14 protein-coding genes and 1 tRNA gene are annotated in these 14,459 nt (G+C 46.2%); 10 read left to right on the top strand and 5 right to left on the bottom strand.

From position 1 onward, the window contains the following. Nucleotides 1-29 precede the first annotated feature (29 nt). From ADA42_RS12595 to ADA42_RS12555, 9 genes are read left to right on the top strand one after another with little or no spacing between them, the layout of a single operon-like run. Nucleotides 30-647, top strand: coding sequence for a LolA family protein (locus tag ADA42_RS12595; RefSeq protein WP_370685087.1), 618 nt, complete (start codon nt 30-32; stop codon nt 645-647). Beyond that, entirely contained in the window at nt 622-2,946 is a 2,325-nt protein-coding gene (locus ADA42_RS12590; protein ID WP_171249938.1) for an MMPL family transporter, read from the top strand. The genes ADA42_RS12595 and ADA42_RS12590 overlap by 26 nt, the downstream gene beginning before the upstream one ends. Before the next feature lie 21 nt (nt 2,947-2,967). Then, complete coding sequence (locus ADA42_RS12585) at nt 2,968-4,260, top strand: NAD(P)/FAD-dependent oxidoreductase (RefSeq protein ID WP_081407836.1); 1,293 nt, start codon at nt 2,968-2,970, stop codon at nt 4,258-4,260. Nucleotides 4,261-4,263: 3 nt separating this feature from the next. Further along, the gene (locus ADA42_RS12580; RefSeq protein WP_048765578.1) at nt 4,264-4,827 is read left to right on the top strand and encodes a DUF3261 domain-containing protein; all 564 of its coding nucleotides are present in this window, start codon (nt 4,264-4,266) and stop codon (nt 4,825-4,827) included. A gap of 10 nt (nt 4,828-4,837) precedes the next feature. Then, nucleotides 4,838-6,043 carry a beta-ketoacyl-[acyl-carrier-protein] synthase family protein gene (locus ADA42_RS12575; RefSeq protein ID WP_048765576.1) on the top strand — a complete coding sequence of 402 codons (1,206 nt, stop codon included), beginning with the start codon at nt 4,838-4,840 and terminating at the stop codon, nt 6,041-6,043. Then, nucleotides 6,040-6,483 carry a 3-hydroxylacyl-ACP dehydratase gene (locus ADA42_RS12570; RefSeq protein ID WP_048765574.1) on the top strand — a complete coding sequence of 148 codons (444 nt, stop codon included), beginning with the start codon at nt 6,040-6,042 and terminating at the stop codon, nt 6,481-6,483. The genes ADA42_RS12575 and ADA42_RS12570 overlap by 4 nt, the downstream gene beginning before the upstream one ends. After that, complete coding sequence (locus ADA42_RS12565; RefSeq protein WP_048765572.1) at nt 6,480-7,205, top strand: 3-ketoacyl-ACP reductase FabG2; 726 nt, start codon at nt 6,480-6,482, stop codon at nt 7,203-7,205. The genes ADA42_RS12570 and ADA42_RS12565 overlap by 4 nt, the downstream gene beginning before the upstream one ends. A gap of 59 nt (nt 7,206-7,264) precedes the next feature. Further along, complete coding sequence (locus tag ADA42_RS12560; RefSeq protein ID WP_081407835.1) at nt 7,265-7,909, top strand: 4'-phosphopantetheinyl transferase family protein; 645 nt, start codon at nt 7,265-7,267, stop codon at nt 7,907-7,909. A 42-nt stretch (nt 7,910-7,951) separates the two neighbouring features. Continuing rightward, nucleotides 7,952-8,224, top strand: a complete 273-nt coding sequence (locus ADA42_RS12555; RefSeq protein ID WP_048765570.1) for a hypothetical protein — start codon at nt 7,952-7,954, stop codon at nt 8,222-8,224. 64 nt (nt 8,225-8,288) lie between these two features. On the opposite strand, the gene secF is transcribed toward ADA42_RS12555, so the two are convergent. The 5 genes from secF to queA form a co-directional block, all read right to left on the bottom strand. Next, nucleotides 8,289-9,257, bottom strand: a complete 969-nt coding sequence (gene secF / locus ADA42_RS12550; RefSeq protein ID WP_119025193.1) for a protein translocase subunit SecF — start codon at nt 9,255-9,257, stop codon at nt 8,289-8,291. A gap of 8 nt (nt 9,258-9,265) precedes the next feature. After that, entirely contained in the window at nt 9,266-11,167 is a 1,902-nt protein-coding gene (gene secD, locus ADA42_RS12545) for a protein translocase subunit SecD (RefSeq protein WP_048765566.1), read from the bottom strand. Nucleotides 11,168-11,221: 54 nt separating this feature from the next. Continuing rightward, nucleotides 11,222-11,551 (bottom strand): preprotein translocase subunit YajC, encoded by a 330-nt coding sequence (yajC, locus tag ADA42_RS12540; protein WP_004919921.1) that lies wholly within the window; start codon nt 11,549-11,551, stop codon nt 11,222-11,224. Between the two features lie 102 nt (nt 11,552-11,653). Next, entirely contained in the window at nt 11,654-12,784 is a 1,131-nt protein-coding gene (tgt, locus tag ADA42_RS12535) for a tRNA guanosine(34) transglycosylase Tgt (protein WP_004919919.1), read from the bottom strand. A gap of 205 nt (nt 12,785-12,989) precedes the next feature. Then, nucleotides 12,990-14,036: a tRNA preQ1(34) S-adenosylmethionine ribosyltransferase-isomerase QueA gene (gene queA / locus ADA42_RS12530; RefSeq protein WP_048765564.1), complete on the bottom strand. Its 1,047-nt coding sequence runs from the start codon at nt 14,034-14,036 to the stop codon at nt 12,990-12,992. A 178-nt stretch (nt 14,037-14,214) separates the two neighbouring features. On the opposite strand from queA, the gene ADA42_RS12525 reads away from it, so the two are divergent. Further along, a tRNA-Leu gene (locus ADA42_RS12525) sits at nt 14,215-14,301 on the top strand. The last annotated feature ends 158 nt before the right edge of the window (nt 14,302-14,459 follow it).

The following is a 14,459-nucleotide window of genomic DNA, read 5'->3' as shown; positions in this document are numbered from 1 at the left end:
GTCATGTGGCACATCGCTGGCACAGCGCCGTGATGGCGGTTTTGAGTGCATTGTTATTGGGTATCGTTCTTTTCAACAATGCGCATGCTGCATCGCCTGAGGTAAACCAGATCTTTAAACAACTGGCACAAACCTCGACAGTACGTGCTGATTTTGAGCAAAAAAAGAAGCTGGCGTCGTTAAATAAAACTTTTGTTTCAACAGGTCAGCTCGTATTTTCAAAAAACAGCGGTGTGCTGTGGCAGTTACAGCGTCCTGTACAAGCCGATATTGTGGTCACGCCGACCAAACTGATTCAAAAAACCAGTAAAAGCATGAGTCAGTTAGATGTGGCCAAATCACCTTATGGTTCTGTGGCGACATTGTTTTTACAATTGATGTCGGGTAATCCAGCAGTATTGGATCAGCACTTTAATGTGACGCAGGCCAAGATCAATCCACAAGGCTGGTCGATTCAAATGACGCCAAAAAGTACTTTATTTAAAAAGCTTTTTTCACAAGTAGATTTAAATGGTCAGCAATTTATTAACCAAATCGTGATTGTTGAAAAAGGCAATAACAGCACTGTTCTGAATTTTAGCCAACAACGCGCCCAACCTGCGACACTCACTGCTCATGAAAATGCACTTTTCCAATTGGCAAAATAAGCTCGGCTTGGTATGGCTCATGATCTTACTGGTCATTAGCCTAATCTTGGGTGTTGCATGGTTAAAAAAAGACATTCATATTCAAACCAATGTTTTTGCCTTACTGCCAAAACTCAGTCAGGATGCCCAGTTAGAACGTACGCAGCAGTATGTCGCGGGGCAGCTCAACCAGACCGTATTTTTAGTGCTCGATGCCAAGACACCCGCGCAGATGCAGCAGGCTACGCAAAGTTTACAGCAGTCATTACAGCATAATCCGTTGTTTACACCCTTAAAGCCTCAAGCCGACTTAGAGCAGATTGGTCGAGTGATGTACCAGCATCGTGATGGCCTGCTTAGCCCAGAGGATCAAGCCCTGCTACAAAAGCAGGACTATGCCGCACTGACCGAAAAAAGTTTGCTGCAATTGATGACGCCGGGTATGCCCGTGACAGCAGAAGGACTAACCCAAGATCCATTCATGCTGTTTAGTCGCTATCTGATGGCCAATGCACAGCACCTGCAAAGCAGCAATATTGAACTGGAAAATGGTTTTGCCACGCTGCATGAGCAGGGAAAAATCTCTCGCTTATTTACCTTGAATCTGAGCAAAAGCCCGTACAATATCGACTATCAAGAGCAAGTATCGGCATGGATCGATACGACTCGGCAACAGTTGAATCGCATGCAGGTGACCAGTCACTGGACAGGTACGTTGCTGTTTGCCAATTATGGTACCCAGTCGGCCAAGCAGGAAATTTCCACGATTGGTCTAGGCTCTACGCTGGGATTGGTGTTTCTGGTCTGGTTTGGCTTTCGTTCACTTCGCCCACTCCTTACCGAGTTTATTGCCGTCACTACAGGCAGTTTGGTGGCTTTTGCTGTCACTCACTGGATTTTTTCTGAAATACATCTGATGACCTTGGTATTCGGCGCAAGTTTGATCGGGGTATGTGTCGATTTTTCTTTTTACTTTATGGCGATGCAGTCACAACATCGCAAGCTCAATGGATTTGCCGTTTTAAAACCGCTATTGCCCAGCTTGTTTATGGGGCTTATGACCACTGTGGTGGCCTATCTGTTTTTAAGTATTACGCCATTTCCGGGCTTTCGCCAGATTGCCGTGTTTTCTATTGTGGGGCTGGTCTCGGCGTGGATCACCAGCATTTTGCTATTGCCTCGATTGCCTCCATTGCATGCCGAAGCAGCTATTCGACATTTGGCATGGGTGGGCAAAGTGCGTGTCTGGTTCTTGCAGCACACACGCGTACGCTACCTGACGCTGCTTTCGATTGTTGTAATTGGTGGTGTCAGTCTGTTGTTTTTAAAACCTAATGATGACATTCGCAACTTGCAAAGCATGGATCAGGTGCTTAAGCAGGAAGATCACTATGTGCGTAGTCGCTTTACCGGACAGCAAGGCAGTGAGTATTTTATTGTGCGCGGTGATACACCCGAGCATATGCAACAAAACGAACAGCATTTGCTGGGGCAGCTTGCCCAGTTACAGGCAAAAGGGCAGTTGACTGGTGTGCAGGCACTCGGACAATGGATTCCAACGGTAGCGCAGCAACAGCAACATATAGCAATGCTCAAAACAATCCCAGCAACTGAATTGGCACAATACGCAACAGCGCTGGGTTTGCCGCTGGAGACGTTGCAACGTTGGCAGCAACAGCTTGGAAAGACACCTGCGCTGACCTTAGACGCATTTAGCGAGCATCCACTGGCATTTTTGCAGGTGAGTCCGACCGAACGACTGGTCATGCTAAGTGGTATTCAGGACAGTAGTTCATTACGTGCGCTAGAAAATAATCAGATTATTTTGCAGCAGCCCGTACAAGAATTATCAGATTTATTCCAACAACACCGCATACAGGCACAGCACTTGCTGTTTTACGCATTGATCGCTTTGGCAGTTGGATTGGGCGCTATTTATGGGCCAAGGTCGATTGTTCCACTGGTGATGCCTGTATCGCTGGCCTTACTGACGACTTTTGCAATTCAGGCATGGCTTGGTGTCGAGATCAATCTGTTTAGTATTATGGCCACCTTTTTGATTGTTGGAATCGGTGTGGACTATGCCATTTTCTATCGTCACGGTCACGATCATCCACAGGTCGTGGGGATGGCATTATTCTTGTGTATGATGTCGACTTTGCTCGGTTTTGGTTTATTATCATTAAGCAATACCTATGCAATTCATTGTTTTGGTCTGACGGTTTTGTTTGGCGTCATTTTTTCCTTTGTATATGCGACGCTATTTACCAAAGCCGATGAAGCGCATCAGGTGATTTCACATTATCCGTCCAATAACTAAAATTTACAGGTCATGTGTCGTATGCAGCCATCTAGTTTAAAACACTCGAATGAATACACCGATGTGGTGATTATTGGTGCTGGCCCGGCGGGAAGCTCGGCCGCTGCATTGCTGCGCCAGCATGGCCTTAATGTGCTAGTGCTAGAGAAACAGCATTTCCCGCGCTTTTCCATAGGCGAATCTCTACTGCCGCAGTGTATGGTGTTTTTAGAAGAAGCAGGGCTGCTGGAGACCATTCGAGCACATGTTGAACCCTGCGCTTTTCAGTTTAAGAATGGCGCCGCTTTTTTACGTGGAACCGAACGTAGTTTCTATGATTTCACCGATAAATTTAGTGATGGCCCAAGCACCACATGGCAAGTTCGTCGCAGCGACTTTGATCATCTTTTAGCGCAGCAAGCCCAACAATTGGGTGCTGATCTGCGCTTTGGACACGATGTGCTCAGCGTCAATGTCGACTCAAAAGAGCCGTGCGTGACCGTGCGCAGCGAAGATGGACAAAGCTATCAAATTCAGGCCAAATTTTTACTCGATGCCAGTGGTTTTGGTCGCGTGCTGCCAAAATTGCTTGATTTGGAGTCGCCGTCGAACTTTCCGGTTCGTCGGGCATTGTTTACCCATATTGAAGATGGCATAGGCGATAACCCTGCCTTTGATCGTCAAAAGATTTTAATTACAGTGCATGATAAAGACCGCCGTGCTTGGTACTGGCTAATTCCCTTTGCGGATGGCCGCAGCTCTTTTGGGGTGGTGGCCGAACATGACTTTTTTGAAACATACCTAAGCCATGATCCTGCGCAAGATCAACCTGAACCTTTATTGCGCCGCATTCTAGCCGATGACCAGAGTTTGTCGAAGGTTCTTGCGCAGGCGAAGTTCGATATGCCTGTAAATAGCCTGACCGGATATTCCGCCAATGTGAAACATTTGGCCCAGTCCAATTATGCACTGCTTGGCAATGCAGGCGAGTTTCTCGATCCGGTTTTTTCGTCGGGAGTCACCATTGCCATGAAATCATCGAGTTTGGCGGTGCCTTTGGTTGTGCGTCATTTACAAGGTGAGTGTATCGATTGGCTGAACGAGTATGAAAAACCGCTGCGTGAGGGGATCAGTGTATTTCGTGCCTATGTCGAGGCATGGTATTCAGGTGAATTTCAGGATGTCGTATTTTCTAGCAAAAAAAATCACGAGATTGAGCGCATGATTGCCTCATTATTGGCAGGTTACGCTTGGGACATGAAGAATCCAATGCATAAAAATGCCAAACGGCGTTTGAGTAACTTGGCTGAATATTGTCGTCAGGAGGCCGTATAAGTCATGCCGATGTATTTAAAAGCATGCGGACGATGGATGGTGATTGGCGCAATCATGGCGGTGCTGAGTGCATGTCAAAGCTTTACGCCCAAAGCACCTGGATTGCCGCAGCCACAGTGGGCACAACTACAGCAACAACATCGCGATTACGTCCGACAGGATCAGGTCGATGTCCGTTGGCGCAGCAAGCAGTTTAGTTTTTTGCTGTATCAGCGTCAGCAAGGCGAAGCATTGCAAATGGTGGCATTGACCTTGACAGGACAGCAACTATTTGATGTGGACTACGATGGTCGTCGGGTGATCGTGAAGCAGCGAATTGATGAAATGCGACTGTTGCCATTTGAATTTTTAGTCCGCGATATTCTGGTGGCCACTTATCCTGATTTTACCAAGCAATCAAACGCTACGATAACGGTAAAACCCACCGCAACTGGCCAAGACGTTTATATTCAAAATCAAAAAGTATTGAATCTTCGGCACAGCTCCGACACGATCGACCTTGATAATATTCAGGTGCCGTATCATATGACCTTTTCATCTATTGAAAACACTTTAGAATCCAACTAGAACCATCATTATGCAAGATCAACATCACCATGCTGCTGCCGTTGGGATACAACTGAGTGCCAGCCTGTCGGCATTGGGCGACCAGCCGAGTCAACTGCGCACACAATTAGGCTGCTCGGATGTTGCGCCGAGTTTAAGCCTCCGTTCGGATCTACTTGTAGAGCGCGAGGTCTGGGTGGGTGCTTATACCGGTGAAATGGTTGAGCATTTACCACCTGAATGTGAAAAATGGCAATCACGTAACCTTAGGTTTGCTGTTACCGCATTACAGCAAATTGAAAAGCCACTTCGTCAAATGACAGCGCACTTAGATTCAACGCGATTGGCAGTGGTTGTGGGAACATCAACGTCTGGTATTTCCGATAATGAGGCACTCTTTACCGCCCATTTTCATGATCAGCCGCATGCCAAAATTAATCATCACAAACAACAAATGAATGCATTGGCAAAAGGATTGCGTGCCTATTTGGGCTGGCAAGGACCTGCCTATACCATTTCAACAGCATGTTCATCGAGTGCCAAAGCTTTTATTTCCGGCCAGCGCTTGCTTCAAGCTGGATTGGTCGATGCAGTGCTGGTGGGTGGGGTCGATACGCTTTGCCGACTCACTTTAAATGGCTTTAACAGTTTAGAAAGTCTTTCACGCGAGATTTGTCAGCCCTGTGGTGATAAGCGTGATGGAATCAATATTGGAGAAGCAGCGGGGCTATTTTTACTCACCCGTGAGTCGGCCCCGATTATGCTGGTAGGTGTAGGTGAATCGATGGATGCTTGGCATATTTCTGCACCGCACCCAGAGGGTGTTGGAGCAGCACAGGCTATGCAGCGCGCACTTGATACAGCAGGTATTTTGCCTGAACAAATTGATTATCTGAATTTACATGGCACAGCAACCCCGCAAAATGACCAGATGGAAATCAAAGCAGTGCGTCAAGTTTTTGGCAAACAAGGCCCTCAACTGAGTAGCACCAAACATCGTACTGGACACTGTTTAGGTGCTGCGGGCGCGATTGAAGCATTTATTTGTCAGCACGTATTGCTTGATCAGTCGTGGCTGCCTCTCCATCAACAACATACGGGCTTAGACCCTGAACTCAATGATCAGCGCTATGTGATGGCTAATGATCATGCGCATACTTTGAATTATGTGATGAGTAATTCCTTTGCTTTTGGTGGCAGCAATGTCAGTTTGATTTTTGGACGGTGCCTAAAATGATCCTACAAGAAAAAGCCAGCCAGTATATTCCGCATGAGGCACCGATGCTGTTGGTGGATGATCTGATTGAAATCACCGATACGTATGCGGTGGCAAGTTTAAAAATTCAGCCAGACTTAATGTTTTGTACTGCACAAGGGCTACCCACCTGGACCAGTATTGAACTAATGGCACAAACCATTAGTGCATTTTCAGGTTATCAGGGTCATTTAAACAGCGCAGGGCCCAAGGTGGGATTTTTGCTCGGGACACGTAAGCTGAATCTGCCTGTGCCATTTTTTGCCTTGGGAACACAGTTGACCATTCGGGTCGAGAAACAGTCGATACATGATGGCCTAGGACAATTTGAGTGTTGTATTGATGAGGGTGGGTATCGTATTTGTGCCGTTCTTACCGTATATGAACCTCCTTCAATGACGCCAGAGCAGAGTCAAATATGAACAAACGTATTTTAGTCACAGGATCAAGTCGAGGCATTGGAAAAGCGATTGCGTTGGCGTTGGCACAGGCGGGGTTTGATGTGGTGGTGCATGCGCGTTCACGCATTCACGAAGCCAATCACGTTGCTGATGAGATTCGAGCGCTGGGACGTCGCAGTGATGTCTTAATGTTTGATGTGACCGATCGTGAACGAACTAAGCAACAACTTGAGGCCTTTATTGAACAGCATGGCGCTTTTTACGGGGTGGTGCTCAATGCTGGCTTGACCCGTGATGCAGCCTTTCCGGCACTGCTAGATGATGACTGGGATCAAGTGATTTCTACTTCGCTCGATGGTTTTTACAATGTATTGAAACCCATCATCATGCCGATGATTCAGTTGAGAAAAGGCGGCCGTATTGTGACGTTGTCTTCTGTTTCGGGCGTGATGGGCAATCGAGGGCAGGTCAACTATAGTGCAGCCAAAGCAGGACTGATTGGTGCAACCAAGGCCTTATCTCTTGAACTGGCCAAACGTAAAATCACCGTCAATTGTGTGGCACCAGGACTGATCGAAACCGAGATGGTCACAGAAGAGGTCAAGTCGCATGCTTTAGCCATGATCCCAATGCAACGCTTAGGTCAAGCCAACGAAGTGGCCAGTCTGGTTCGGTTTTTATGCTCCGATGAGGCATCCTACATCACCCGTCAGGTTATTTCCGTCAATGGGGGAATGCATTGATGTCGCGTTGCTATACTCAAGCTGTGTTTGGCTCAAGACACCTGATTGAGGCTTGAGCTTTGAAAAAGATTCAGGTTTATGTGTGTCCGCTTTCGGCAATTGTTCAGGCAGAAATGATCGATTTTGCTTCCAGACGTGATTATCAGCAGTATAAACGCGAGCAAATCTATGGCTACCGCGACCAGCAGATTGCCCGACATTTAGACACATCAATCGATACCCTAGATTATGCAGTAACCGCGCACGGAAAACCGTATTTACGCCATTCAACCTTGGCGTTTAATCATTCACACAGTCAGGATGACTATGCCTTGGCAATCAGTGATCGCGTGGTAGATATCGGTGTAGATATCGAAAGTTTGAACCGTAAAATCCGCTTCGATGCCTTGGCTCAGCATGCTTTTCATCCCGATGAGTATGCATGCTGGAAAGCCTTAGACGAGGATGTGCGTTATTGGTTCAAGGTATGGACCACCAAAGAAGCGATTTTAAAAGCGCATGGTATGGGCATACGACTCGATTTAAACACTCTAAATACGCACATGCATCCCACTTCTGATCAAGGTCAAATCGTAGATGATCGATTGGGTGTTTTTGCCTATCAGTGCTTCGATCTTGGCGCCGCCATGCTGTGTGTGGCATGGCGCTCAGACATCGGATGTGGTCAATTCATTCTGCCAAAAATACAAATTTTTCATTCTTAAAATTAAATTTTCTTATTGTTGTTAACGTTTTGGACCATAAGTATGAAATTAAAAATACGTGATAAAGACATTCAATTTATTTACTATTTTTTTGCCACGATGATGGTGATTTCGATGGTGGCTGCCTGTTATAAAAAATTTTTTCAGCATGCGGACCAGTTTGACTTATCTGCATTTTATACCTTTTTTGTCATGATGTTATTTGCCCGATTTTACTATGCGATTCAGTATGTACTCGAAAAGATTGAGCAGATTAATCGGCGAGAGCGCCAGCGTCAGCTCGATTTCGAGGCCAAAACCAAAACACAATCTTAAATGTATTGATTAAAAAAAATGCCAGCAGATTGCTGGCATTTTTAATAACACTCAAATTTAAAGATTATGGAATATCATCTTCAAATTCAGGTTTGACTTGAACCACAAAGTCTTGACGGTTCAGACCACGCCACAGTGCAAATGCTGTTCCGATATAAATCGAAGAGTAGGTTCCGACAAAGACACCTACAAACATTGCAACAGAGAACCATTTCAAGCCATCACCACCCAAGAACATCATGGCAAGAACCACGAGTAATAGGGTCATGGAAGTATGAATGGTACGTCTGAGAGTTTCGGTCAATGCAATGTCGACAATTTCACGTGGTGTTGCACCGCGAATCTTACGGAAATTTTCACGGATACGGTCTGATACCACGATGTTATCGTTCAGTGAGAAACCAATGACCGCCAAAACAGCCGCAAGCACGGTTAAATCGAACTGCCATTGAAACAGCGCGAAAGCACCAATGATAATAATGATATCGTGGAATAACGACATCACGGCGCCCATCGCAAGCTTGAATTCAAAACGAATGGTCACGTAGACCAGCATCAGAATCAATGCCAAAGCCACAGCGCCAGCAGAGCGTAGGTAAAGCTCGTTACCCACCTGTCCGCCAACAGCATCGACCTTGTGTACCATGGCCGTGTTATTTGGCAATTGCACTGCCTTGGTCAGCGCATTGCTAAGATCATCGACTTTGAGATCATCTTGTACAGGCATACGCACGATCAGATCTTTATTACTGCCAAGTGTTTGTACGACAGCATCTTTAAAGCCGGCTTTATCAAGCGCTTGTGAAACAGCGGACTGATTCACCGGTTGCGAATAATTCAGCTCTGCCGAAACGCCGCCAGTAAAGTCCAAACCGAGGTTAAGGCCCTTGGTTACAATAAAGAAGATACTGGCCAAGGTGAGCAAGACCGAGAAAATTGCCGCTGGTTTGGCAATTTTCATAAACGGAATTACCCGCTCGTTGTCTGGACGGCCATACTGCTTGGGTTTAGGTTGAGTCATATCAGTCATCATCGATCTCCTTATATGCTCAACTTTTTCAAGTTACGACGTTTGCCATAAATGAGCTGTACAATTGCACGGGTCACGGTAATGGCAGTAAACATCGAGCAGACAATACCAATCATCAGCGTCACTGCGAAACCTTTGATTGGACCTGTACCAATTGCAAACAAAATGAACGCCACCAAAAATGTGGTTAAGTTCGAGTCAAAAATGGTGTTGTAGGCACGATCATAGCCGGCCACAATGGCCTGCTTGGGTGAAGCCCCCCATTTGATTTCTTCACGTATTCGTTCACAAATTAGTACGTTCGCATCGACCGCCATCCCGATGGTAATGACGATACCGGCAATCCCCGGCAGGGTGAGCGAGGCACCAATCCAAGACATTACGGTGAGAATCATTGCCAAGTTAAACACGAGGGCAAAGTTTGCAATCAAACCAAACAAGCGGAAGAACACCACCATCCAGATCGCGACCAGAAGGAAGCCGACTTCAGTAGACAGAATCCCTTTGTCGATATTTTCCTGACCAAGGCTTGGACCAACCACGCGTTCTTCAACAAAGTACATTGGTGCTGCAAGCGCACCCGCACGAAGCATCAGCGCAAGTTCAGCCGCTTCTTGAGGAGAATCGAGACCAGTAATTCGGAACTGTGAGCCCAAAACAGCTTGAACAGTCGCGGCATTGATAATGACCGATTCGGTATACGGTGTACGCACTTCGGTTTGTGCACCAGTTGCCGGATCCGTCACATAACTGACGCGTTGTTTATTTTCGATAAACAACACCGCCATACGTTTACCCACTGCATTTCGTGTCGCATCTGCCATGAGCTTACCGCCAGCGCTGTCGAGCGTGATATTCACTTCGGCACCGCCTGTATCCTGACTAAAGCCAGAACTTGCGTTTTGCACACGTTCACCGGTCAAGATACGGTTGCGATTAAGCAACAACTGACGACCACTGTCGAGTGACTCATAGGCAAACAACTCTGTGCCCGGTGGCAATGGCTGACCATTATATTTACCGGTATACGGGTCGATATATTGATCATTTTGATCGGCAACCAAACGGAACTCAAGATTGGCCGTACGACCTAGAACACGCTTGGCTTCAGCAGTATCCTGAACGCCAGGTAATTCCACCACAATACGGTTGCTGCCTTGAGTTTGAACCAAAGCTTCAGCCACGCCCAACTCGTTAATACGGTTACGCAATGTGGTTAAGTTTTGGTTGACCGCATACGACTCGATCTCCTGACGACGAGCATCGGTGTAGCTCAGACGCAGTGATGCACCACTTGCCGTTGCGACCGCCTGTTGTGTGTATTCGTTGCCATTACGACGTAAAAAGTCCATAGCCGTGTCGCGATCTGCGTTATTGGCAAATTGCAGTACAATCGCATTGTTATTAAGCGATAAGCTATTGAACTTGATATTGTTGTCGCGGAATTGGCGGCGAATATCACTGACCGACGTTTCCATGCGCTGCGCAATCGCCTTGTTCATGTCCACTTCGAGCAAGAAGTGTACGCCACCACGTAAGTCGAGGCCCAGTTTCATTGGCTTGGCGCCAATTTTCTGAAGCCATTCTGGCGTGGTCGGGGCAAGGTTTAACGCCACCACATAGTTGTCGCCTAAATCACGACGCAATACGTCCTGTGCCTTGAGCTGATCTTCCGATGAGTTAAGACGTAACAGGGCAGCATTGTTGGCAAAGCTGTTGTCATGACTGGTGATGTTGGCAGTTTTTAAAATTTGCTCTGCTTTTTGCACCATGCTCTGGTCGATTTGAGTACCGGCTTTGGCACCAGAAATCTGAACAGCAGGCTCGTCTGGATACAAACTTGGCAGTGCGTATAAAGTGCTGATAATCAAAACAACAATGATCAGCACATATTTCCATGCAGGGTAACGCATTCGCTTTCTTCTTAAAATGAAAAAGTCGTGCGGGGTGCACGACTGTCTTTTTGATTAAAGGTTATTGAGTGTGCCTTCAGGTAAAACTGAAATCACACTAGCGCGTTGGATTTTAACTTCTACGCCACGGCTCAATTCAACCACAGCATAATCGCCTTCGATTTTGGTGATACGGCCCATTAAGCCACCAGCAAAAACAACTTCGCTGCCCACACCTAGGCTTTCAACCAAAGTACGATGTTCTTTGGCACGTTTTGATTGAGGACGCCAGATCAAGAAATAGAAGATTGCAACAAATACAACAATCATCAATATGTTAGCCATCATGCCTGGACCTTGCGGCGCCGCATCTGCAGCATGAGCAGTAGAAATTAAAAAGCTCATTTTGGTTTCCTAAAGTTAAAAAATGGGCGTCAAATTATGACAAAAATACCAGTTCGCTCTGCAATTTACCTTGTCTTTTTGTTGAGCGCAAATTCTGATGAATTAATCCACCGGTGCGGGTGGTACATCTAAACCACGACGCGTGTAGAAGTCGGTGACAAACTCATCAAAGGTACCCTGCTCAAGTGCATCACGAATGCCTTGAGTCAGGCGTTGATAATACCGTAAGTTGTGAATTGTACCGAGCATTGATGCCAACATTTCACCACATTTTTCAAGATGGTAAAGGTAGGCACGGGTAAAGTTTTTGCAGGTATAGCAATCGCAATGGGGATCGAGCGGGCTTTGATCATGACGATATTTACTGTTGCGGATACGCACCAAACCGTCTGTCACAAAGTAATGACCGTTACGCGCATTACGGGTCGGCATTACGCAGTCAAACATATCGACACCACGGCGCACCGCTTCAACGATATCTTCCGGTTTACCCACACCCATTAGGTAGCGTGGCTTATCTTCTGGCATTTTAGCCGGCAGATAATCGAGTACCTTGATCATTTCTTCTTTCGGTTCGCCTACCGATAACCCACCAATGGCATAGCCATCAAATCCAATTTCGAGCAAACCATTAAGGGATTCATCACGCAGATCTTCATACATACCGCCCTGAATAATTCCAAATAGCGCATTGGTATTATTAAGTTGTTCGTGGTGATGGGTTTTACAACGTTTGGCCCAGCGCAAAGACAACTGCAACGATTTTTGCGCTTCTTCATGAGTGGCTGGGTAGGGCGTGCATTCGTCAAAAATCATCACGATGTCGGAATTGAGCACTTGCTGGATTTCCATAGAAATCTCAGGTGACAAAAACACTTTTGAACCGTCAATCGGTGAGCGGAAGGTCACACCTTCTTCCTTGATTTTACGCATCGCGCCAAGGCTAAACACCTGAAAGCCGCCTGAATCGGTCAGAATCGGTTTATCCCACTTGATGAATTCATGTAATCCACCATGCTCTTTAATTACCTCAAGGCCCGGACGCAAGTACAGGTGAAAGGTGTTGCCTAAAATAATTTGCGCTTGAATTTCTTCGATATCGCGCGGCAACATACCTTTTACAGTGCCGTATGTGCCAACGGGCATAAACACAGGTGTTTCGACCACACCGTGTGCAAGGGTTAAACGACCACGGCGGGCGCGGCCAGATTGACCTAATTTTTCAAACTTCATGCAACTTTCCAAATCAAGGCGAAAAAACAGTTCGCTGATTAACCTATTTAAAGGCGGCTATTTTCCTTGATTTGTCCTGAGAGTGCTACTACTAAATGTACAAGATAACGAAAACACTAAAAGCGTTGCCTTGGGTATAAAAAATACCCGACGATATGTCGGGCATTTTTGAGTCAAACAGATATAACGTAAAGTATTAAACTTGTTAGTTGACTTGGGTTGCTGCGCGATCAATCAGCATCGCATCACCATAACTAAAGAAGCGATATTGGGCTTCTACAGCATGTGCATACGCATTTAAGATATTGTCGCGATTTGATAAGGCCGACACCAGCATCAGTAAGGTCGATTCTGGTAAATGGAAATTGGTGATGAGGCGATCAACCGCACAAAATTGATAGCCCGGATAAATAAAGATCTGGGTGTCGCCTGTCCATGCACCGATTTTTCCGCCATTGGCCTGTGCTGCACTTTCCAAGGCACGCGTGGCCGTTGTCCCTACAGCAATCACTTTATTGCCACGAGCTTGCACCTGACGAATCAATTCTGCGGTATGTTCAGGTACATCACACCATTCACTGTGCATAATGTGATTTTTGATGTCGTCTGTACGTACCGGTAAAAAGGTACCTGCACCCACATGTAAGGTCACGAATGTTTTTTGAATGCCTTTGGCTTCAAGCTTGGCCAAGAGTGTTTCATCGAAATGCAGGCTGGCGGTAGGTGCGGCCACACTGGCAATTTTATCTGGATTGTGAAACACCGTTTGATAACGTTCGGTGTCGATGGCTTCGGCTTCACGGTTAAAATACGGCGGAATAGGCAATTGACCATAACGGTCAAGCACGCTCAAGATCGGCTGAGAAAATTCAACCACATAGAGATTTTCATGACGGCCTTGTACAATGACAGAGACTTGATCTTCACCAATAAATAGCTCTGCACCAGCTTTAGGTGAATTACTGGATTTGATATGACAATGTGCAATCCGGTTATCAAGCATACGCTCTACCAATACCTCAACTGCTCCACCTGATGCGCGCTTGCCTTTGAGTCGGGCTTTCATGACCTTGGTGTCGTTTAATACCAAAAGGTCACCTTCATCGAGAAGCTCTAGAATGTCGGTAAAGGCATGGTCGTGATATTGACCCAGCGCATCAAGATGAAGCAGACGCGATGCGGAGCGTATTTCAAGTGGATAACGGGCAATCAGCTCGTCAGGCAGGTCAAAATTGAAATCGGAAAGTTGCATAACTCGAGTACAAACCAAAACGTGGCGATAGTATAGAGCTTTTCAAACCGATTGGGCAGCGCGCTTTTTTTATGATTTTTCACTGTTTGTACTAAAAGTGAGCAAAACTCAATATCTTAGCGTTGACAAGATTTTAAAATCAGATAATATACGCATCACAAAGCAGCATCATGCTCTTCCCGAGGTGGTGAAATTGGTAGACGCGGTGGACTCAAAATCCACTGTTCGAGAGAACGTGTCGGTTCGAGTCCGACCCTCGGGACCATTGATTCTTAACAGAATTTTAGATAAACCCCGAAACCTTGATATATAAAGGTTTCGGGGTTTTGTCGTTTCTGGGGTTTGTGTTTTTTTACGGTATTTTTCGGGATTATTTGGTATAAGTTTCCACCCGTTTTCCACCCGCAGAGTGATTTTGTAGCT

The sequence above is a fragment of the Acinetobacter sp. 243_ASPC genome (assembly GCF_001054715.1).
Taxonomy (GTDB): domain Bacteria; phylum Pseudomonadota; class Gammaproteobacteria; order Pseudomonadales; family Moraxellaceae; genus Acinetobacter; species Acinetobacter soli.
The sequence above is the reverse complement of the archived record's forward strand: the minus strand, read 5'-3'. Positions and strand labels throughout refer to the sequence as shown.